The sequence below is a fragment of the Flavicella sp. IMCC45668 genome (genome assembly GCF_057219105.1).
The window spans coordinates 722302-743839 of sequence record NZ_CM170114.1 but is presented as its reverse complement, the minus strand read 5'-3'; the positions used below and the strand labels follow the sequence as shown (position 1 = coordinate 743839).

The 21538-nt window shown below is 34.1% G+C and carries 19 protein-coding genes and 2 tRNA genes; 13 read left to right on the top strand and 8 right to left on the bottom strand.

Going from position 1 to position 21538, the window contains the following annotated elements; genetic code table 11:
* Positions 1 to 37 precede the first annotated feature (37 nt).
* From AC2DZ0_RS03440 to AC2DZ0_RS03395, 10 genes are all read left to right on the top strand, one after another.
* Positions 38 to 1324 carry a peroxidase, FMP-type gene (locus AC2DZ0_RS03440; RefSeq protein WP_484643681.1) on the top strand — a complete coding sequence of 429 codons (1287 nt, stop codon included), beginning with the start codon at positions 38 to 40 and terminating at the stop codon, positions 1322 to 1324.
* Positions 1325 to 1415: 91 nt separating this feature from the next.
* Positions 1416 to 3098 (top strand): flavin monoamine oxidase family protein, encoded by a 1683-nt coding sequence (locus AC2DZ0_RS03435; protein WP_484643679.1) that lies wholly within the window; start codon positions 1416 to 1418, stop codon positions 3096 to 3098.
* Positions 3099 to 3305: 207 nt separating this feature from the next.
* A complete protein-coding gene (locus tag AC2DZ0_RS03430; protein ID WP_484643677.1) occupies positions 3306 to 3905 on the top strand; it encodes a DUF6642 family protein in 600 nt (199 codons plus the stop codon).
* A gap of 106 nt (positions 3906 to 4011) precedes the next feature.
* Positions 4012 to 4878, top strand: a complete 867-nt coding sequence (locus tag AC2DZ0_RS03425) for an AraC family transcriptional regulator (RefSeq protein ID WP_484643675.1) — start codon at positions 4012 to 4014, stop codon at positions 4876 to 4878.
* An 82-nt stretch (positions 4879 to 4960) separates the two neighbouring features.
* The gene (locus AC2DZ0_RS03420; RefSeq protein WP_484643674.1) at positions 4961 to 5662 is read left to right on the top strand and encodes a hypothetical protein; all 702 of its coding nucleotides are present in this window, start codon (positions 4961 to 4963) and stop codon (positions 5660 to 5662) included.
* A gap of 29 nt (positions 5663 to 5691) precedes the next feature.
* Entirely contained in the window at positions 5692 to 7050 is a 1359-nt protein-coding gene (locus AC2DZ0_RS03415) for a metal-dependent hydrolase family protein (protein ID WP_484643672.1), read from the top strand.
* A 31-nt stretch (positions 7051 to 7081) separates the two neighbouring features.
* Complete coding sequence (locus AC2DZ0_RS03410) at positions 7082 to 8470, top strand: metal-dependent hydrolase family protein (protein ID WP_484643671.1); 1389 nt, start codon at positions 7082 to 7084, stop codon at positions 8468 to 8470.
* A 2-nt stretch (positions 8471 to 8472) separates the two neighbouring features.
* The gene (locus AC2DZ0_RS03405; protein ID WP_484643670.1) at positions 8473 to 8886 is read left to right on the top strand and encodes a GYD domain-containing protein; all 414 of its coding nucleotides are present in this window, start codon (positions 8473 to 8475) and stop codon (positions 8884 to 8886) included.
* Positions 8864 to 10156, top strand: a complete 1293-nt coding sequence (locus tag AC2DZ0_RS03400) for a carbohydrate porin (RefSeq protein WP_484643669.1) — start codon at positions 8864 to 8866, stop codon at positions 10154 to 10156. Before AC2DZ0_RS03405 ends, AC2DZ0_RS03400 begins: the two co-directional genes overlap by 23 nt.
* Before the next feature lie 130 nt (positions 10157 to 10286).
* Positions 10287 to 10961 carry an NAD(P)H-dependent oxidoreductase gene (locus tag AC2DZ0_RS03395; RefSeq protein ID WP_484643667.1) on the top strand — a complete coding sequence of 225 codons (675 nt, stop codon included), beginning with the start codon at positions 10287 to 10289 and terminating at the stop codon, positions 10959 to 10961.
* A 724-nt stretch (positions 10962 to 11685) separates the two neighbouring features.
* Here AC2DZ0_RS03395 and AC2DZ0_RS03390 read toward each other — a convergent pair.
* The 8 genes from AC2DZ0_RS03390 to AC2DZ0_RS03355 form a co-directional block, all read right to left on the bottom strand.
* A complete protein-coding gene (locus tag AC2DZ0_RS03390; RefSeq protein ID WP_484643666.1) occupies positions 11686 to 13020 on the bottom strand; it encodes an MATE family efflux transporter in 1335 nt (444 codons plus the stop codon).
* Positions 13021 to 13088: 68 nt separating this feature from the next.
* Entirely contained in the window at positions 13089 to 13991 is a 903-nt protein-coding gene (locus AC2DZ0_RS03385; protein ID WP_484643664.1) for a peptidoglycan DD-metalloendopeptidase family protein, read from the bottom strand.
* Between the two features lie 153 nt (positions 13992 to 14144).
* A complete protein-coding gene (locus AC2DZ0_RS03380) occupies positions 14145 to 14465 on the bottom strand; it encodes a DUF6787 family protein (protein ID WP_484491630.1) in 321 nt (106 codons plus the stop codon).
* A 122-nt stretch (positions 14466 to 14587) separates the two neighbouring features.
* A complete protein-coding gene (locus AC2DZ0_RS03375; protein WP_484643663.1) occupies positions 14588 to 17356 on the bottom strand; it encodes a T9SS type A sorting domain-containing protein in 2769 nt (922 codons plus the stop codon).
* Between the two features lie 297 nt (positions 17357 to 17653).
* Positions 17654 to 17729, bottom strand: a tRNA-His gene (locus AC2DZ0_RS03370).
* Between the two features lie 126 nt (positions 17730 to 17855).
* Positions 17856 to 17931 (bottom strand) — tRNA-His (locus tag AC2DZ0_RS03365).
* A 53-nt stretch (positions 17932 to 17984) separates the two neighbouring features.
* Positions 17985 to 18701, bottom strand: coding sequence for a bacillithiol biosynthesis deacetylase BshB1 (gene bshB1, locus AC2DZ0_RS03360; RefSeq protein WP_484643662.1), 717 nt, complete (start codon positions 18699 to 18701; stop codon positions 17985 to 17987).
* A gap of 3 nt (positions 18702 to 18704) precedes the next feature.
* A complete protein-coding gene (locus AC2DZ0_RS03355; RefSeq protein WP_484644822.1) occupies positions 18705 to 19277 on the bottom strand; it encodes a glutathione peroxidase in 573 nt (190 codons plus the stop codon).
* Between the two features lie 79 nt (positions 19278 to 19356).
* On the opposite strand from AC2DZ0_RS03355, the gene AC2DZ0_RS03350 reads away from it, so the two are divergent.
* The 3 genes from AC2DZ0_RS03350 to AC2DZ0_RS03340 all read left to right on the top strand — a co-directional run bounded on the left by AC2DZ0_RS03350 (position 19357) and on the right by AC2DZ0_RS03340 (position 21489).
* Positions 19357 to 20121, top strand: coding sequence for a Rossmann-like and DUF2520 domain-containing protein (locus tag AC2DZ0_RS03350; RefSeq protein ID WP_484643661.1), 765 nt, complete (start codon positions 19357 to 19359; stop codon positions 20119 to 20121).
* A complete protein-coding gene (locus AC2DZ0_RS03345) occupies positions 20105 to 20632 on the top strand; it encodes a KdsC family phosphatase (protein ID WP_484491626.1) in 528 nt (175 codons plus the stop codon). Before AC2DZ0_RS03350 ends, AC2DZ0_RS03345 begins: the two co-directional genes overlap by 17 nt.
* Positions 20633 to 20706: 74 nt before the next feature.
* The gene (locus AC2DZ0_RS03340) at positions 20707 to 21489 is read left to right on the top strand and encodes a DUF6503 family protein (protein WP_484643659.1); all 783 of its coding nucleotides are present in this window, start codon (positions 20707 to 20709) and stop codon (positions 21487 to 21489) included.
* Positions 21490 to 21538 lie beyond the last annotated feature (49 nt).

Sequence of the window (21538 nt, the reverse complement as noted above, 5' to 3'; positions counted from 1 at the left end):
ATTAGTAACAATAATTAATAATTAAAACGAAAAAGAAATGTCAAAAGAACCACAAAAATCATCAGTAAAACCCTATTTACCTTGGAAAGAAGGTTTACCTAAAGGAAAGAATGATGGTGCTCAGTTTGGAATTTTATCAAAATTACATGGTACTTGGGTCAACTGGAAAGATGGTCCAACAGGTTTACACACTACACCAATGCCTTCCCCTGGAACTACATCAGAAACTATTTTTGGTGTGTTTCATTTCAAATCTCAAGAATACAGAGAACAGTTAAAATTCACACAAGTAAATGCCCCTGTAAGAAATCGAGCGGGGTCTAATGAGCAATTCAATGCTGCAGTTAAATATGAAACTGCGATCATTGATAATAATGATGAATTACAACATTTTGAGGATGGAATGTACCTATGGCTAGGAGATAATAATATGCCTTGGAGCGAGAAAAGTCCTTATCAAAACCCTCCAAATATGTTCAGTCATGCTTCTACAGAAGAATCTGTAAAAGAAGATGGGGGAGAACCTGTGATAGGACCGGGAGAATTGGGACCACAATTTGTACCTCCCTATCAAATTTCTCGTTCTGGAGTGATTCCTCATGGAACAACGATCCATCTTACTGGGAATTCTCAGGAAAATAATAAAGGAGAAGCCCCAAAAATAGCAGAACTGTGGGAACAGCAATATTTGGCAGTATCGCCAACAATGGGAATTGACCCTGCTACAGATTTGATACCTGGTTCCTTAAAAAAACCGGATTGGACCAAATTGTCTCGTGAAGCACAAAACCCTGATGGAGGGATCGGAAATACGGGTGTGAACAGTGGGCGTGCTTATTTTGAAAAAATATTTAATTACGATCAATTCGGAGCTAAATTTCCTTACACAGTACAGCCTAATTTAAAGTTATCAGAAGCCAATGAAGGTTTGAAGTTTAAAAGATACGACTTGATTGAGTTGGATTCTTTCCATGATACAGGGCTACAGGGGGCAACCATCAATAACCCAATGGTAAATCGCTATTGTAAAGTTACTAGAATGCGTTTTCGTATGTGGTTAGAAGAAATTGAAGATGAAGAATACGGAGGTATTATTGAACAATTGCAATACGAACAAATTGTGGATTTTGAATTCCAATTTGGGTCTACAGGTGGCACTACAAAATGGCCTCATATTCAAGTGAACACTTTGCGTAGAGAAAAAGACATTCCAGCAAACAGACGTCTTCCGTCAATACAATTACCAACGGAAGCTCATGAAAAAAGTAATGAAAATGCAGCCCCACCGGTTTGTCCAGTGATGGGACACAAACGTGGATCATAAGCTTTAAAAATGAAACTATAATAGTACCTTAAAGTTAGGCTCAAAACAAGCAATTTGTTTTCGGGCCTTTCTTTTTATAAAAACAAGAATGATGAAAAATGAAATAAACAATGCTGATATATTAATCGTTGGTGCCGGTGTTTCTGGCTTATATGCGGCATATAGATTGTTAGAACAAGATTCCAATAGAAAAGTAGTTGTTTTAGACCGTTTGAATAGAACTGGTGGAAGACTTGACTCTGATCTGGTAACTATTAAAGATCCTTATGATGAGAAACGTTCTATTGTAAAAGAAGAAGAAGGAGGTATGAGATTTGAAGATTCCATGGCGGAATTAATGTCTTTATTTTCTGTCTTAGATCTTTGTAAGGATGCAGTATATTTCCCAATGACTTCAAATAGGTATTACGTACGTGGTCATAGTTTTACAGAAGAGGAATCTAATGCCAATAACAACGCTATTTGGGGAGAATTATACGACCTGGAGCCTGCTGAACAACAGCAGAGTCCTGGTGCTATTTTAACGGTTATTTATCAACGAATTTTAAATGTGAATGGTGTTGAAACCCCTCCAGAAAAACCTACACCAGAATTTTGGCAAAAATTTCGTCTTGATTTTAAATGGGATGGAATTCCTTTAAATGAATGGCAACTGGGAGGTTTGATTAAAAGCATGGGGTATTCTGAGGAATGCATCACTATGTTAAGTGAAGTACTTGGTTTTAGAGGACCGTTTCAAGGATTACCAAATGCGGGAGAGGCATGGCAAATTCTGGAAGATTTTCCTGCAAACCCACAATATTTTACTTTAAAAAGAGGTTTTAGTTCGTTGATTCAGAAATTAGAGCAAAAGGTCAAAGCTCTAGGAGGAGTGATTGCTACAGGAATCAATGTCAACAGAATTGACGGTCAAAAAGGAGCATATAAAACAGAAGTGAGTATTGCCGATAAGGGAAATTCAGCTTTTGTTTTTGAACAGGATACGAAATCCGATGTTCTCGAGTCGAAACAACTTATTTTGGCCATCCCAAGTAAAGCTATGAAAGTTTTATTTGCAACTTCACCAATCCTAAACGGCAATAAAAATGCGCGTACTTTTTGGAAGGATATCAATTCTATTCAGCCCATGAGTCTTCTAAAAATAAACTTGTACTTTGATCGACCATGGTGGGCGGATGGATCCACAGGACAACCTGATGTTTTAGCAGGTCCTTCTTTTACAGATTTACCAATAAATTCAATTTATCCATTCTATACCGTTCAAACTGAACCAGGAAAGCCGAATAAAGGAAAACCAGCAGCACTTACTATTTATTGTGATTATACGAACACCATTTTTTGGCAAGGTTTACAAAATGTAGGTGAAAAATTTAATAGCGAGCTGCAAAGAGAACATGATAAAACACCACAGACCTTATTTCCAGCTTCTGAAAAAGTTGTAGAAGAAGCTCTTAAACAATTAAAAAAATTATTTGCAACGCATTACATACCAAAACCTGTATTGACAAGTTTCCGTTCGTGGGATGGTGAAAATGATTTTCCACATGCATACCATCAATGGGCATTGAATGCTGATGATCGTGCCGTAATTGCAAGAATGGCAACTCCACTCGAAAACGAAGATGTTTTTACTTGCAATGAATCTTGGTCTGATATGCAAGGTTGGGTAAATGGTTCTTTGAGATCTACAGAGGTTATGCTACAAAACAATTATAATATAGATTCGATTACTGTTAACCATAGGGGTTGTGTGTTGACACCTCCGAAAGGATAATTAGTTTTATTTTTGAAAGATAGGAGTAAAAGACAATTTCTTTTACTCCTTTTTTTGCTTCATAAAGAATATGATGTAGGAACAATCACAACTTCAACCCTGATTCTTATTTTTCGAAAGGAAATTATCTTTAAAAAAAACTTGTAAAAAATCTAACTTAGAAATCTTATTTTTGTTGTATATAATTAAGTTATAAAAATTTTAGCCTTGTTACAAAAGAGCCATCAATTTTCTGAAAATTCTTCTTTAGATACAGATTATTTTATTTACTGTTTAGAAGCTGTTCATGATATTTCATCAGAGCAACTAACAGAGACAAAAAAGAAAATGGAACAATTGGCCATGGATTATGGTGTTGCCAGTATCTATAATACTTGTGATACGATAGAAGGACTTGAAAGCTGCCTAAATACCTTGGCGTTAGAGGATCATAATTTTAAGGATTACGAGGTGATTTATTTGGTAATCAAAGGGGAATCAAATTCTATTTGCATCAATAACTATTATTACAACTTACAAGAAATTGCAGAAATTTTTGAAGGTAGATTGAAAGGGAAAATTTTACACTTCTCAAATGCTAAAGTATTGGATCTAGAAGGGGAGGAAGCACAATATTTCTTAGACATCACCGGAGCAAAAGCGATTTCTGGTTATGGAAAACAGTTAGGAGAGATTCCAAGTTCAAACCTAGACATGGCTTTCTTTAATTTATTCAATGAGGACGAAAATATGTTGGACGTGGTAGAAGAATTACATCAAAGACATTTCAAAATGTGTAAACTTCTAGATTTTAGAATGTATTATTAACTATTATAATTTAGAAATGTATTTCTAAATGTCATTTTATTGAATATCTTTCATGGTAAGTGCCCTTAAGTTTCCCTAACTTTAATATCAGAAAATTTTTAATTCTATGAATGTTGTAAAAACTCCGAAAGGACCATCTACCGGTGCAAAACCTATAAACGGATTTCAAATTATTTCCATAAGAGAATTTAATGACAATGTCCATATTTCAGATACAATAAAGTATGCGCCTCATCAGCTCTATTTTGATTTGATTATTGTTTATACAAAAGGTAAAGGCAAGCACAATGTCGATTTTGTGGATTATGATTACGAGCCAGGTACCATATTTATTATCAAGAAAAATCAATGTCATCATTGGTATCCAAATGCTGAAAAAAATGGATTCTTATTGTTTTTTACAGAAGGTTTTGAAAAAAGCTTGTTGTATGATTTTACTAGTGTTATATTTTCTAATAAAAATCTAGTACTCCCAAATCCAGTAATTCATGTTTTAGGAGCCCAAAAACAACAAAATTATTTTAAACTTTTGCAATTGATTTCTGAGGAAATGAAAGATCTTGAAAATAAAGTGTTGCCGTTTTTGTTGTCTGGTTTTATAAAAAAACTAGAGGCAGAATATATTGATGAACATCCCTCATTAAACCATAATCAAGAATTAGTGCTTTTTCAAGAATTTCAAGAGGTTTTGAATCAAGAGATAAAAAACTCAAGAAATGGAAATTATTTTGCTTCAAAATTGAATACAACATTCCACAATCTTAATCGCATTTGTAAAATATTTACAACTAGTACTTTGAAACATTATATTGATAATTTTATCATAACTAAGGCCAAAACAAAGATAAACAACACCGAAAAAAACATCTCTGACATCGCTTATGAACTTGGTTTTCAAGAGGTGGGTAATTTTAGTAAATTTTTTAAAAAGCACACTGGACATAGTCCAAACACATTTAGAAACCAACATTAAACAAATAAAATTTACCTTAAATAGTACAATTTTTACCTTTTTTACATTTTGATTCTTTCTATTTTTAATTTAAAAAAACTGAATGAAAAATTGGCACTGTATATTTCTACTCCTATTTCTTTTAATTCCTCTTGGTATATTAGCTCAAGATTCTGCTGAAGAAAGTGGAAATTGGGACAATGTAATGTATGTGGGTAATAAAGTTACTTGGGGAAAGAAAAAATGGATGAATTCGGTAGAATGGCAAGTTCGTTTGAATAATGATTTTAAAAGCCTCCTGCAATGGCAGTTAGAATATGTCGGTTCGTATTTGATGTCAGAACATGTAGAAATTGTACCTGATTTTAGATATACCGTTAAACAAAATCGTTACGAATTTCGCCCAGGTCTTGGTGTGGTTTTGAAACATAGAACGAGTAGAGGACAATTTACGCATCAAATAAAAGGACAAATAGATTTTAAAAGTTCTGGGCCAACGACACAGGTTGTTCGATACTTTCCGTCTTACAATCATTTGATTAATAAACATTGGATTGGTTCATTGCTTTTAGGTAGCTACTATAAGTTTACTCCAGAGAAAAATGGTCTTGAGGTATTGATGGCTGGAGTAAATGCAGCCTATATTGTAAACAAGCAACACACTGTAAACTTGGGGTATTTGTATGCAACACAACTTAATTTTGTAACCAATCAACGCTCAAATTTTGGGATTATAGTAGCACGTTTGATCATCAATATCAAAAAAGACTACGACTATTTACCTGCAAAATACTTTAACTTTTAATTATAAAATTGTAATCAAAAACCACAACTATGAAATGTTTTTATTCCTTTTTAGTAGCTTCGCTACTAATGACTTCTGCAAGTGCTCAAACACTTTTTACGAACGTAAAAATTTTCGATGGACAAACCAATCAATTAACAGAAGGCAATGATGTATTGGTTGTTGAAAATTTAATTTCAAAAATAGGAACGGACCTAAGCACACCAGAAGGCACCAAAGTAATCGATGGAAAAGGGATGACATTAATGCCTGGACTTATTGATAGCCATACGCATTTAAACACCTACAAAACATGTTCTCTACACGAATTGGAAGGAACTACATGGGAAGAAATTGGTGCTCGTGCTGCTGCTTTTGCACAAGAAATGTTAGCCATGGGATTTACTACTATTAGAGATATGGGAGGTGCCCATGTTGGTTTAAAGAATGTGATTGATGAAGGCTTATTGCCAGGGCCAAGAATCTATTCAGCAGGTGCATGGATATCTCAAACTTCTGGACATGGAGATTTAGGGATGTTGACCCAACGCAAGGGAGAAAGTAATTTAGAGCGTTTAGAAATGACGAGAATTGTAAACGGTAGAGCAGAAGTTCTAGAAGGGGTTAGACGTAATTATGCTTTGGGTGCACATTACACCAAAATTATGGTGAGCGGTGGAGTTACTTCTTTAAAGGATCCAATTCATGCATCTCAATTTACTGATGATGAGATAAGTGCAGCCGTAGAAACGGCAGAAGACTGGGGTTCGTATGTTGCAGTTCATGTATTTCAGAACCCTGACTTAAAAAGATCGTTAGAATTGGGAGTAAAAGTAATAGACCATGGACTAAATATTTCTGAAAAAAACATGAAATTAATGGTGAAAAAAGGAGCCTTTTTCTCTCCAAATCTTACCGGAATGGCTCCTGAAGCTTTGTTGCATCCAGCGCATCAAGATCCAGAGTTTCCTTCTACCAAAAAATTTATGACGCTTAGAGAACAAAGTAAAAACCTAACTGCTTATATCAAAAAGTACAAACCTAAAATGGTCTTTAATTCTGATTATGTTTTACTTACAGATGTCCCTTATCGTCAATGTATGGATTTTACGAAATTCCATATGGCTCGTGAGTTCGGGAATTTTTGGGCATTGCAAACCATGACTGTAAATGGTGGAGAATTGGCAAAACTAACAGGTCCAGAAAACCCATATCCTGATGGAGATTTAGGAGTGATTAAAGAAGGTGCTTATGCAGATATTTTACTTGTTAACGGAAATCCTTTAGAAGATATTATGGTAATTGGAGCAAATGACAAATGGTTTGACGCTGAACCAAGAGAACAAGATGTAGCATCAATCAAATTTATTATGAAAGATGGTAAAGTTTACAAGAATACATTAGACTAACCAAACCATTAAATTATCAAAATCAAAAATTATGAAAAAATTACTATTACTAATGATTTCTGTATTTCTAATAACAGAAAGTGTTTTTGCGCAAAAGTCACCTAAAAAACTTGTGTTATTTACCAATGTAATGGTGTTCGATGGAATTTCTAATGAATTGTTAAAAAGAGATGTTCTGATAGAAAACAATATGATATCACAAGTATCGGAAGAACCTTTGGCAATTATTGCTTCTGAAAATGCCACGATTATAGATGGTAAAGGAATGACGTTAATGCCTGGTTTAATTGATAGTCATGTACATATGAATATGTATAAAACTTGTACACTACACGAATTAGAAGGAACTACGTGGGAAGAAATTGGTGCGAGAGCAGCTGCATTTGCTCAGGAAATGTTGGCGATGGGATTTACGACGATAAGAGACATGGGAGGAGCACACGTTGGACTAAAAAATGTGATTGATGAAGGTACGCTTCCTGGGCCAAGAATTTATGCTGCTGGAGGGTTGATTGGACAGACCGCTGGTCATGGTGATTTTGGAATGCTAACCCAACGCAAAGGAGAAAGTAATATGGAGCGTTTAGAAATGACTAGAGTTGTAGATGGTAGAGCTGAAGTAATGGAGGCAGTTAGGAGAAATTATGCTTTAGGAGCACATTATACCAAAGTAATGGTAAGTGGTGGGGTAACTTCCTTAAAAGATCCTATTTATGCATCTCAATTTAGTGATGACGAGATAAGTGCTGCTGTAGAAACAGCAGAAGACTGGGGGTCGTATGTCGCTGTACATGTACATCAAGATAAAGATTTAGGTAGAGCTCTAGATTTAGGAGCAAAAGTCATCGATCATGGTTTGACGATTTCAGAGAAAAACATGAAAAAATTGGTTAAGAAAGATGCAGTTTTATCACCAAACTTAACAGCTTTAGCGCCTGAAGCAATGCAGCACCCGGCACATCAAGACCCTAATTTCCCACCAACGAAAAAGTTTATGCATTTACGAGAAGAAAGTGCAGAATTCTCTAAGTTGGTGAAAAAGTACAAACCTAAAATTGTATTGAATTCAGATTACGTACTTCTCACAGGTGTACCTTATCGTCAATGTATGGATTTTACGAAATTTCACATGGCAAGAGAGTTCGGTAATTTTTGGGCTTTGCAGGCTATGACTATCAATGGCGGAGAATTGGCAAAATTAACAGGTCCAGAAAACCCATATCCAGATGGGGATTTGGGAGTGATTAAAGAAGGAGCTTATGCAGATATTTTACTTGTAAACGGAAATCCACTAGAAGATATTAAAGTAATTGGAGCAAATGACAAATGGTTCGATGCTGAACCAAGAGAGCAAGACGTAGCATCTATCAAATTAATTATGAAGGATGGTATAGTGTACAAAAACACTTTAAGTAAATAATTATGAAAAAAATAGTTTTATTATTTTTCATAATGTTTGTTTGCCTAACAACGAAAGCACAGGAAAAGCGAACGCTTATGTTTGTTGGTGAACTTAATGCTACTGCATGGAAACTAATGATGGACAACCCAATAGATCGTAAAGAGGCAGTCTCTGCTGCCTTTGAAAAATTAGGAGGTAAGATACTCAGCTATTATTTTGGTTTGGGTGACGGTAAAAATTATATTATATGTGAATTACCTAATGACAATGAATTGATTCAAGCTGTTTATTTGATGAGATTGCCTACTGGCCTTTTAAAAGACTATTCAATAGTTGAGCTGATGTCCAGCAAAGACATGAGTAAAGCACTAGTGAAAAGCAAGGAATTGATTGAGTTAGAAAACAAAACCAATGGTGGTACTTCAAATAAATAATTATTGGAATAATCTTGTCCGGAGCATTAGTTTGGTATTGTTGCTACTGTGTGTTCCAAATATAGGTTGGTCTCAATCTGACAGTAGTGAAACTCAAAAAAGTAATGGAAAATCAGGTTATGCCAATCAACTAGAACAAGGTATTGGGTCGTTGACAGCTTTTTTAGCTATTACAGATGATGAGGAAGAAACATTTTTACGAATTTCCGTTCTAGATAGTATTACACAACCATGGTTTCATTGGAAAAAAAGTGTAAATGATAAAATAGGTTTACAGGTGAGTACAAGTTATACCGCTACCAATCAGTTTGGAGAGAATTCTCCTTATAAGAGAAGTGATTTTACTGGAAGTGGTATTTTTAAAATTTATTCTAGATGGACCTTGGTCAACAGGAATTCATTAAACAACGGTACTTTCGTGGTTAATATGGATCACAGACACAAGTACACACAAATAGCGCCTTCAAACTTGGGTTTTGAATTAGGTTATAATGGAATTCCTGCACTTTTGTTTTCTGATGCTCGATTTTTATTGCTAGAAATGACTTGGCAACAGAAATTTAACAAGGGGAGAACAGGAGTTATTATCGGAAGGTATGATCCCAATGATTACTTTGATGTATTAGGGTATGTGAATCCTTTTACTACTTTTCAAAATTTATCCATTTTGGTAAATCCTTCAATCGCATTAGCAGATACCAGCACAGGTATTGGTATTGGGCATTATATCAAGAATCAATTTTTAATTCAAGCTACGGTAAACGACGCCAACAGCACCGCCAATGATTTCGAGTTTTTTAAAAATTTTAATGAGTTGTATACATCCGTAGAATTCTCATGGACACCTTCAAGACAAGAACGTTTTTATAAGAATTTTCATGTGATGGCCTGGCATTCTGATGAAAGGGTTGCGGCAGCTATTGAAGAGGGTCGGGGTATTGTGATTGGTGCAAACTGGACATTCCACGAAACTTTCATGCCGTTTTTTAAAGCGGGTTGGTCAGAAGGAAGTGCGCCTATTTATTCTGAGTCCTATACCGGTGGATTTATCATTAAACCCAATGTAAACAAAGATTTAATCGGTTTCGGTTTGAATTGGGGTAAAACGCAAAACGATATAGGTCAATTATCTACTGAAATTTTCTATAGATTTCAGTTTTCTCAAAACTTTGCAATTACACCGAGTTTCCAATACTTTTCTAATCCAGCTTTAGATCCTACAATTGAAAGTGCTTATGTTTTTGGTTTACGTGGAAGGGTAGCATTATAAAATACATAATTACAATGTTTTAATAATTTATTTTATACTATCCAATTTGACCGTTATTGTGAATGACGACAACTATATTTATTTTTGACACTATACTAATGATAGTATAAATTATATAAAATAAATATCTATGAATACTCCAAACATTGACTCAAAAGACATTTTAGAAGCCTTCAATTTCAGACATGCAACCAAAGAATTTGACCCTTCTAAAACCTTAACCGAAGAGCAAATTACTTTTATTTTAAAAACCGCTAATCTTTCTCCAAGTTCCTTTGGTTTTGAACCTTGGCATTTTGTGGTTGTACAAGACAAAGAACTAAGAGAGCTATTAAAACCTGTAGCGTGGGGAGCTCCTTTAAAATTGGATACCGCAAGTCATTTTATTTTAGGTTTGAGCATGAAAGCGCCCATGGTAAAGCATGATTCGGATTATATCATGCATATGATGAAAGAAGTAAAACAGCTACCTGCTGATGTGATTGAAATGTATTCTAAATTTTATAGAGAGTTTCAAGAGCGTGATTTTAATTTGGATACAGATAAAAAATTATTCGACTGGGCCTCTAAACAGACGTACATAGCCTTGGGGAATATGATGACATCAGCCGCCTTGATTGGTGTTGATTCTTGCCCCATAGAAGGATTTCATCAAGAAAAAGCAGAAACTTTATTAAGTGAAAAATTTGATATCGATACTGACAAATATGGATTGTCATTTATGGCGGCTTTTGGATACCGAAAAGCTAACCCAGAACATGGAAAATCAAGAAGAGCTTTTGAAGATATTGTAACTTGGAAATAATTTAGTTTTAACCTCTAGTAAAAACGACCTCAGATAAATTTGGATAAAATAATTAGAAGAAAAGAACTTAATATTTAGAATTGATTTTAAAATATAGAGATTGATCTGAGATTATTTCCAAATGTATCTGCAGCCTAAAATTCACCATCAGCATTAGCTTGCTCATAAAATTAAAGATTCTTAATCTTTAACTTTTATGCCGTGTTTCAAGACAAAAGATAATGAAACATAAAAAGAAAGATTAATTGATGTTCTACATATAACAAGTGTATAGAAATTTATGTTTTTTAAATTTTATACTCTTGTGGCAAGCTTACGAGAATCGCGTAGAAAAAAATATTATGCACAATTATTCAAATACGCTAAAATTTCAATAACATTTAAAAGCTAGCTTTTTTTGGTATTGGGAAAACGGTTTGAAAATGTGTTTAAAAATAAGTTCCATTTACGACATTTAAACTTTTAAAAGTAATCGAGCGCATTGTATGGAATGATACCTTACGAATATTTTCTGTTCAATTATGCGTCGTTTAAATAGGCTTTAACATAATATCTATCGATATAAAACACTGCGTGTTGGTTATATCTGATATTATGTCAAATACTGCGTATTCGCCAATTTACTTATAAAACCATATTTGTATTATAATTTACATTATGTTAAATAGAGTTTCTCGAAACACAATTAATAGATAATATATCTTAAAAATACTACCCTAATTGACTATTTCAATTTTCGTGTTTCTCTTCTTAAAAAAATATAGGTCACAATAGTTGCGCCTACATCAGCTATTGGAAATGCGTACCATGCTCCATACACACCAAAATAATTTGGAAGAATTAAAATTAAAGGAATCAAAAAGAAACCTTGCTTTGATAAAGTCAGCAACAATGCTGGCACAGCTTTTCCTATCGATTGAAAATATGCACCACCAATCATGTTTACAGCAATCAAAGGTGTTGCCAAAAAAATCAATCGTAAAGCTGGTACAGTTTGCCTAATTAATTCGGGATCATTGGTAAAGGCTTGCACAATATACTCAGTCAAGCTCATAATTATTGTAAATATAATCAATGCAATTACCGTCGCCGTTTTCATAGATAAGGTTACCAAGGCTTTTACACGGCGATATAATTTTGCTCCATAATTATATCCTAAAATCGGAACGGTTCCTTGTGTAATTCCCAAAACAGGGAAATTCGCAAACATCAACATTCTACTTGCTATTCCATACGCTGATAATGACAATTCTCCTCCATACGCAAATAAAGTATTATTCAACACAACAGACAATAAACTAACTGCTCCTTGTCTCGCTAACGTAACAGAACCGATAGCTCCTATTTCCTTGATAATAGCTATATTAGGATGAATACAGCCTAAATTTATTTTTATCTGAGAATCACCTTTGATAAAAAACCACAAAGTAAACATCGCACTAGCCATATAAGAAATACTCGTAGCCCAAGCAGCACCTTTGATCCCCATGTCAAACCCAATGATAAATATAGGATCTAATACAATATTAGTCATCGCAGGAATCAACAGCGTTAACATCGCCATTTTAGGATACCCCTCTGCACGAATCACATTATTACTCATCATCGCCCAAGCTAAAAATGGTACTCCAATAAGTGTAATTCCGAAATAATCCCTTGCTGGTTGTAATATTTCACCTTTCCCACCAAAAGCATTTAAAAATTCATCTTGATATAAAAAACCAAATAACACAAATAAAAGCGCTAAACTGAGCGTCATCATCATTTGATTACCAAAAACTTTATATGCCTTTTGATCATTTTTTTCTCCAAAAGCTCTTGAAATAATAGAAGCTCCACCAACACCAATAGCCATTCCAATACTTGAGATTAAAAAGGTAATTGGCATCACTACGGTAATGGCACCAATACCATATGTACCAACCCAACGCCCAACAAATATAGTATCTACGATCCCATACACAGACATTACCAAAATACCAATAGACGCAGGAATAGACTGTGCTTTTAATAATTTACGAAGCGGTTCTGTTCCAAAAATTTCTTTGTTTGTAGCCATCGGTATGCAAGATACTCGTTATTCTTGTAAATGTTTCCGAGTAAGTATTGAATTTGACTATAATGTGATTAGCGAATTGCTATCTTTTGCCCTACACGTAACATAGTTTTTGTGGTGATGTGATTGCTCTTACATAAATTTGGTATGGAGACTTGATATTTATGAGAAATTGACGATAGCGTATCACCTCTTTTGATAATATGATAAGTAATTTCCGGTGCTGCTATTGCTTTCGCTTCCTCTAGCGTGTGACATATATGAATTATTTCTTGATGTCTTGAGTTTTGTGTATAAGCTTGAGACCACTTTTTATTCACCCATATTTCAGAAGCTCTCACTTTATTTTCTGGACCGAAATCAAATACATATTCAGGATTGATACAGGTTCCTTTAAAGCGTACTTCTAGATGTAAATGACTTCCCCTAGCATTTCCTGAAACACCTCCTTTTCCTATAATCTGACCTTTTTTCACAGAATCATTTACTTGAACTAATTGTTTAGATAAATGAGCGTAAACCGTCTCTAAACCATTATAGTGACGAATAACCACAACATTGCCATGTCCGTAATGCCACTTTACATAACGCACCTTACCTCCCATCATTGCCAGTACTTTATCTCCTGTGTACAAATCAATATCAATTCCCTTGTGTGCACTTCCTCTCCTCCATCCAAAATGAGATGTAATTACTTTTTTCCTTTTGATAGGTGATGCGAATACACTATCCTTAAAAGTTAATTTAAAAGGATATTCCAAGACGGTATTTTCATAAGGATTGAATCTCGTTGTAATCCAATTTTCGGCTATATAATCTTTTTCAGGAATAATTTCAGGAACCACTAGAACTGGAGTTTTAGAAAACTCCCCTAACACAACTTTTTCTAGAATTTCAATTTCATCATTTTTCTGGAGATTTTTAGAGCGAAAATAACCATCATTCTGTGCAAAGCCAGAAAAGAAACCTAACACCGTGACAACACCTAAAAAAGACTTTATTATTTGACCCCAAAAAAGCACCCTACACAACAAATGACATAGATTTAAAATTCAGCCCAAATATACCAACTTTGTTCAAGGAGGCTTTCTCTGAAGTGTTTCAAAAATGTTAAAAATCCTTCCTTGTTACTTTGTTGTATCTTCTTCTTTAAAAAAACGTTTAAAACCAATGCGCTTTAACATTTTTTTCTCCATTGCCCAGAAAAATTTAAACTGACCTACACACCAACCTACGATAGGCAATGTTGTTTGATATACTACAAAGATTAAAAAGATACGAATTGGCCAAAACACCCAAGGATTTGTTGTTTCGTAATCCAATCCAATAAATTCAGTTAGTGGCTTCGCGATATATGAAGCGAATGAACCGTTGATAGAAAAGGCTATTATTATAAAGAAGATATCCCAATTAGATTCTATTCCCCAACGTTGTTTTAATTTTTCCATTTTCTACCTCTAAATTTGACGGCAAAAATAAACTTTTATCTTAATTCAACATACTTTTTTATTAAGATCTCAAATAAATTATACTTCAATTCCTAATTTAAAGGGTAGAAGAAATAAACCAATTAGTTTAAAAATATTTTTTCTGTGTTGAGATCTATACCATCTACTTTAGTTTTCAATAAGTAGATTCCTCTAGAGACATCAGAATAATCTAGATCTATAGCTTCCTCTATATCAGTACTAATGGTGTTTTTAATTAATTTGCCTGAAAAGTCAATTAATGAAAGCTCCACAATCCCGCCGGGAATTCCCATAAGGTTAATTTTTGTTCGGCCTTTTGATGGGTTGGGAAAAATAATTAAAGATCCGGTTATGTTAGAAACAACCGTTCCTTCACATTCTTTGTTCGAATTTACTTCTATCAAATCACCAATTTTTCCATCTACATGAAAACGCAAATCATCAGTCTTGGCCATCACCTCCTTATTTAAAGAAATAGTAAACGGAGGTGTTCCTTCTAAAATAGTAATTTCAGTTTTATTTTGAATATTTTTAGTAACTAATGAAAGCTTTTCTATGGCGGCAATATAAAAGGAATAACACTCTTTACTAAGTTGTCCCTTGGGAAAAACACAGATTTCATAAGTGCCAGGTGTCAAATGATCTAATGTTATCGATCTCTCAAATTCTTTGTCAACACCATCTAAACTAGCAATACAGATAACTTCTAAATCCGTATTGATCGTGATTTTACCATCATTAGTATCCGGACATGTCTCAGATCTGGTTTGAATAACAAAAGTTGAATTTCCTTTTACTAAGGGACATCCATATTCATTTACCAAAACACCAAGTTTCGTGTTTGGACAGTTATCATAAGCATCAAATACACCATCTCCATCTGTATCAATGGCTGCAATTGGACTTTCCGTCAGTCCAGCTCTTATTAATATTGCGCCAACTGCTCCAACCTTATTATCTGGAAAATTGACTTCAATGCTATTGTGTTCTCTAAGCAGGTATCCAGCAATCTTAAATGATTTGGTAGTAGCATAATCATCATCACCCGCAATTCTGTCCGCGCAATCCTCTAAAGAAACCTTTAGTTTAGTACCATTCAAGGTAATTTCAACCTCTTTAGAAAACGAGATATCTCTATCAATCCCAACACGTAACTCTCCGTACTTTACTCTTTTGTATTCAGGGATCTCAACGGTAAACTCTTTTTTACCAGTAAAACTAGTTACAACATCCTTACTATAATATACTTGTTCATCAATAGTCTGTGTTGCTTGTATTGGGTTCTCATAGTTCACTGCAACCACCAAAGAACCTTGCGGGGCAATAGTCAAATCTTTTAGATCGCCCCTATTGCTCTCCGTTAGTTCCGGTCTAAAATCTTCTTTTCTTTTCAACTCCCTTACTTGGTAATTCAATATTGAGTTTTGCGCTACATCATCAATCTCCAAAGAAATTTCTCCAGAAACATCACTTTGATTGTGCAAAACTAAAATTAACTTATTACCATCCACAAAAGCATGTTGTTGAATATCTGGGTCTTTAGAAAAAGACTCTACTCTTCTCCCCTTTACATTTTTAAAAAACTGATAAAAATGAATCAATTTAGATTCAGCAAAATTCTCGCTAGTCTTGTCAAAGTTTTCTTTAACCAACAGACTAGAATAATAATAAGGATTCCATCCTGAGGTTTCTAATAAAATAAAAGGAACCGTTTTTTCTACCACATGAGGATGATTCATAAAAGTAAGCGTATTGGCAATTGCACTGTTTACCATTAAAAAATTATCAATGCTTCTTTTTTCCATTTCGAACTCAAATCCATCTCCAGGAAAATAGGTATTTGCCAAGTAATCCAAAGCTTGTTGTCTGTTATCAGTATCTGAGATGTATCCGCCGTGTTCTGATGCAACATAGCTCAACTCTCTACCATAGGTATTAAATGTATAGGATGCTAATACATCAAAAACACTTTCCAAAGGAAGACCTGAGGTGACACTACCTATGAAATTTTTATTGTCATGATCCCAACGCATATAATCATAGGTATGAAAAGAATAGAAATCCAGTTCAAAATTAGTATTATCAATAAAATCCACAATTTGATTTAGATTACCAAAGCCCTTCTTATAGAAATAGGAAACCGACATACAGGGTCCTCCTACTTTGGTTGGTACATTTAATTCGTCTACTTTTAGTTTTGCTTTTCTGTGAAACTCATGAAACCTAGGATCTCCCCAGAATTTCCAGTGCGGCTCGTTAACAAGCTCAAAATAAGCAGGTCTTTGAAAGTCAGTATAATTGTATTTTAAAAAATTTGCAACAATCTCTGCAGCAGCGTCATTATTAACAGGGAAATAAGTATCATGAGTACCCTCCTTCGTATAGGATTCCATAAAACTTGGGTACGCTGTATGTCTATCGTGCATTGCTAAATCTTGATTTTCACCTAGCAAAGATTTCATAAGATCGTATCCGGTATCATTAGGGTTTAACTTTGATTTCATATAATCGACATCGATAAATCCAGGCCTATTCGAATCTTCTCTAAAAGAATTCCCCCAACGGTTTTCTGAATAAACCATACCCAAAGCTCTACCTAAGGTCATTTCTAAGTCCTTAAAATAATAATTGATTTGATGATTATCTAAACTTTTAACAGCTTCTCTTGAAGATCCCGCAAGACTGAAATATTTTTTACGATTCAGATCTAAATGTCCCTCAATAGAAGTATTCACTGATGGAGATACGCTTATCTTAATATTTTGCTGTGCTGTAGATTTTAATGGCATACCTATATAGCACATAAAAACTGTCAAAACTAAAATGCCTTTTTGATGAATAATATTCACGATGTGATTGATTGTTTTCATGGGTTACCTTTTTTAGACTAGCAATATAAACTTAGAGCTGTACTCTAAAAAGTAAGAAAACAATTTTAGCCCTGAATAAGACATTTGTTCTGTCGAAATATTTAACTAACAACAAATTAACTTCTTTATATAATAATTCTAGATTGTTCTTAGAATGTATATTTGAGATGTTTTTAGTTAGCTACAAATATGGATAAGCTTCTCTAAAAAAAAATAGTTAATGATTTCTAGTGAGATACAATCCTTAGACTTGGGGTACAAAAAAAGGTCTGATAAAAATCAGACCTTTGAAACTGTGGGTGGAAGACGGGACTCGAACCCGCGACACTCGGTACCACAAACCGATACTCTAACCAACTGAGCTACAACCACCATGTTTAACGGTTGCAAATTTACATTTTTTTTCCAATTTCAAAACTTTTTTGCAACATATTTGTAGTAATATTTTTTACTTTTTAAACATAAAAAAAGGTCTGTAAAAACAGACCTTTAAAACTGTGGGTGGAAGACGGGACTCGAACCCGCGACACTCGGTACCACAAACCGATACTCTAACCAACTGAGCTACAACCACCATGTTTAACGGCTGCAAATTTACACTATTTCAACAATTGTGCAAGCATTTTTTTTAAATTAAATCATCTAATTTTTCTACTGCCACATAACGTTCTGATACAAAACCTTCTGCACTTTCTACTCCAATCAATCTTCCTAGATCATTTGCACGATAGATCACACTATCAATGAAGTTTTTACTCGTAATTGGAGATTCTGGCTCTTTACTATTAGGATCAAAAAACTGAGAAGCGTATGCTTTTACTGCTTTCGTTTTTATATCCATAAACCCAGTAACATCTACTACAAAATCTGGTTCTAAAGGTTGCCATTGGATATAATGATATACTTTTTTTGGTCTCCAGGCATTTTGCTCCGCTCCATCTAAACTCGTTACAATCTTTCTAAGTCCTGATAAAAAACAAGCGTCCGAAGCCAATTTGCTTCCTTTAGGGTGATCAATATGCCTATCCTCAATAGCATTACACAAAACCACATCAGGCTGGTATTTCCTAATAATTTCTATAATTTTTAATTGATGTTCTTTATCATTCACAAAAAAGCCATCGGCAAAAGACAAGTTTTCTCGCACAGACACTCCCAGGATTTCTGCCGCAGCTGCAGCTTCTTCATCTCGTATTTCAGCCGATCCCCTAGTACCCAACTCACCGCGAGTTAAGTCTAAAATCCCAACTTTTTTCCCATTTGCAATTTCTTTCGCAATGGTTGCTCCACAGCTAAGCTCTACATCATCTGGATGCGCTCCTATAGCAAGTATATCTAACTTCATATATTATTCCTTTTCTATCAAAGCAATCATTTCTGGATCATTTGGTTTTGTTTTAGGAGAAATCACTTTTTCTAACTCCCCTTCTCTATTGATTAAATATTTTTGAAAATTCCATTTGACTTTTGAATCCTCTAAACCATTTTTTTTCTTTTCTGTTAAAAACGAATAGACGTCATGTTTTGAACTTCCTTTCACTTTAATTTTTTCCATCATAGGAAAGGTAACTCCATAGTTTTCTTTACAGAAACTAGAAATCTCTTCTGATGAACCTGGCTCCTGCCATAAAAAATCATTTGATGGAAAACCAACCACCACTACTCCAGCATCTTTATAGGTGTCATATAACTTTTGTAAACCTGCGTATTGAGGTGTTAAACCGCATTTAGATGCTGTATTCACAATAATGATTTTTTTACCTTTAAGTGTATTAAAATCAAACTCATCCCCATACAAATCTGTAACCTTATATTGATAAATATTTTCGATCTCTTGAGTTAAAACAGTTTTATCATTGTCTTTAAAATCAATCTTCTGAATCGCAAAAAAACAAAGGACAGATAAAATTCCGTAGTACATATAAGGTGATTTAATAATTCGCATAATCAAAAGTACAAATTCCTTTCCTAAAAATAGGATTGCTTTGTATATTCGCTGCATGGTACGTGTTGTTTTACTTGGTGGCGGGAATCTTGCATTTCATTTAGCAAATACTTTTGCGAAAAATGAACATATTGAATTAATGCAAGTTTACAACAGAACCTTATCCAATATCCAGAAGTTAGAAAAATTCGCTCCAATCACAGATACCATAGAAGAAGTGAAAATTGCCGACATTTATATCATTGCAACAAGCGATAATGTAATTGCAGACATATCTTTAAAACTAGGCGACCTACCTGGATTGATTGTTCATACAAGTGGTGCCACAGAAATGGATGTACTCGCCTCAAATAACAGAGGTGTGTTTTACCCGCTACAGTCTTTTACAAAAGAGAAAAACGTTAATTTCAACACGATTCCTTTGTGTCTTGAGACGAATAACAAAGAAGACTATTTTATTTTAGAGAAACTTGCCACAGCTATTTCTGAAAAAGTCTATCCAATGACTAGCAAACAGAGAAAGAAACTACATGTAGCAGCTGTGTTTGTAAATAATTTTGTCAATTACATGTATGGGATTGGCGAAAAAATATGTCTTGAAAATAAAATACCGTTTGAAGTTTTAATCCCGCTGATTCAAGAAACGGCTGACAAAATGGAAACCTTATCGCCTTCGCAAGCACAAACAGGACCTGCCATTAGAAACGACAAAGAAACTATTGCAGCTCACAAAAAAGAGCTCAAAAAAGAAGAAACAGAAATATACAACTTGCTCACTGAAGCAATTTTAAATACCCAAATAGATGGAAATAAGTTATAAAGAATTAATGCCTCAAATCGATACTTTTATCTTTGATGTAGATGGTGTATTAACCAATGGAATCGTTACAATTTTTCCTAACGGTGAATTGGTACGTCAAATGAATATAAAAGATGGATATGCTTTAAAATCTGCAGTAGATGCAGGTTTCAATGTTTGTATTATTTCTGGTGGCTCTAGTGAAAGTGTCAGAACAAGACTACAAGGACTTGGGGTTACAGAAATTCATTTAGGTGTGCATGACAAAATAAAAGTTTACGAAGAACTAATTGAAAAATTCAATTTAACTCCTGAAAATGTTCTATATATGGGTGACGATGTACCTGATTATCCGGTTATGGAAAAAGTTGGATTTGCCTGTGCTCCCAACGATGCGGCACCTGAAATCAAAAAAATATCAAAATACGTTTCTCCTAAAAAAGGTGGCGAAGGCTGCGCTAGAGATGTAATTGAGCAAATTATGCGTGTTCAAGGGAAATGGAAAGGTAAGTTTTATGCTAAATTTGATTAATGTATCTTTAGCTAAGCACTCAACTATATTTAGTTGAATTTTTACTCTAAGAAAAAACTCCTAAATATCGCTATATGAAAACATTAAAGATTTTAGTTCTATCTATAAGCATTGCATCATTGTTTGCCTGTGAACAACAAAAATCTCACCACAAAAAAAGCGTTCAGAATGTCATTGTTCCGAAACTATCAAAAGCCGATAGTATTTTGAACCTAACGATGAAAGCACATGGTGGTGAACTTTATAATCATGCTCATTATTCTTTTGTTTTTAGAGGGAACCGTTATGAATTTCAGAATCAAAACAGCACCTACACTTACTCAAAAACTAGTTCGAATAAAAATTCTATCACCAAAGATATTCTGGAAAATGGTAAATTCTCAAGATATACAAACAACAAGATAATAACGCTCAAAGAAGAAAAATCAAACAGTGCTTTGAATAGTTTAAACTCTGTTATCTATTTTGCAACCTTGCCACATAAACTTGGAGACGCTTCAGTAATCAAAAAATATATTGGAAGTACCACTATTCAAGAACAAGAATATGAATTACTGAAAATTACCTTTTTAAAAGAAGGTGGCGGCGAAGATTATGACGATCAGTTTGTTTACTGGATCAATAAAAAAAATCATCTTATAGATTATTTAGCCTATAGCTATAAAACTAACAACGGAGGAATTCGCTTCAGAGCTGCTTATAACAGAAGGAACGTTTCAGGAATTATTTTTCAAGACTACGTCAATTTCAAAGCCTTAATAGGGACTAACCTAGAGCATCTTGGACAATTATATGAATCGAATCAATTAGAAGAAATTTCACGCATACAAACGGAACAAGTAAGAAAATTAAATTAAAATTTTTCTTGATTAATCAGAATGCTCATATGTTATTTAAAAGCTAGAT

Bases quoted from the DNA above. Each gene is read 5' to 3' on its own strand.
- AC2DZ0_RS03415 (WP_484643672.1), top strand. From the start codon at position 5,692: ATGAAATGTTTTTATTCCTTTTTAGTAGCTTCGCTACTAATGACTTCT.
- AC2DZ0_RS03405 (WP_484643670.1), top strand. From the start codon at position 8,473: ATGAAAAAAATAGTTTTATTATTTTTCATAATGTTTGTTTGCCTAACA.
- bshB1 (WP_484643662.1), bottom strand. From the start codon at position 18,701: ATGAAGTTAGATATACTTGCTATAGGAGCGCATCCAGATGATGTAGAG.
- AC2DZ0_RS03440 (WP_484643681.1), top strand. From the start codon at position 38: ATGTCAAAAGAACCACAAAAATCATCAGTAAAACCCTATTTACCTTGG.
- AC2DZ0_RS03400 (WP_484643669.1), top strand. From the start codon at position 8,864: ATGGTGGTACTTCAAATAAATAATTATTGGAATAATCTTGTCCGGAGC.
- AC2DZ0_RS03390 (WP_484643666.1), bottom strand. From the start codon at position 13,020: ATGGCTACAAACAAAGAAATTTTTGGAACAGAACCGCTTCGTAAATTA.
- AC2DZ0_RS03345 (WP_484491626.1), top strand. From the start codon at position 20,105: ATGGAAATAAGTTATAAAGAATTAATGCCTCAAATCGATACTTTTATC.
- AC2DZ0_RS03375 (WP_484643663.1), bottom strand. From the start codon at position 17,356: ATGAAAACAATCAATCACATCGTGAATATTATTCATCAAAAAGGCATT.
- AC2DZ0_RS03395 (WP_484643667.1), top strand. From the start codon at position 10,287: ATGAATACTCCAAACATTGACTCAAAAGACATTTTAGAAGCCTTCAAT.
- AC2DZ0_RS03410 (WP_484643671.1), top strand. From the start codon at position 7,082: ATGAAAAAATTACTATTACTAATGATTTCTGTATTTCTAATAACAGAA.
- AC2DZ0_RS03350 (WP_484643661.1), top strand. From the start codon at position 19,357: ATGGTACGTGTTGTTTTACTTGGTGGCGGGAATCTTGCATTTCATTTA.
- AC2DZ0_RS03380 (WP_484491630.1), bottom strand. From the start codon at position 14,465: ATGGAAAAATTAAAACAACGTTGGGGAATAGAATCTAATTGGGATATC.
- AC2DZ0_RS03425 (WP_484643675.1), top strand. From the start codon at position 4,012: ATGAATGTTGTAAAAACTCCGAAAGGACCATCTACCGGTGCAAAACCT.
- AC2DZ0_RS03420 (WP_484643674.1), top strand. From the start codon at position 4,961: ATGAAAAATTGGCACTGTATATTTCTACTCCTATTTCTTTTAATTCCT.
- AC2DZ0_RS03355 (WP_484644822.1), bottom strand. From the start codon at position 19,277: ATGTACTACGGAATTTTATCTGTCCTTTGTTTTTTTGCGATTCAGAAG.
- AC2DZ0_RS03435 (WP_484643679.1), top strand. From the start codon at position 1,416: ATGAAAAATGAAATAAACAATGCTGATATATTAATCGTTGGTGCCGGT.
- AC2DZ0_RS03340 (WP_484643659.1), top strand. From the start codon at position 20,707: ATGAAAACATTAAAGATTTTAGTTCTATCTATAAGCATTGCATCATTG.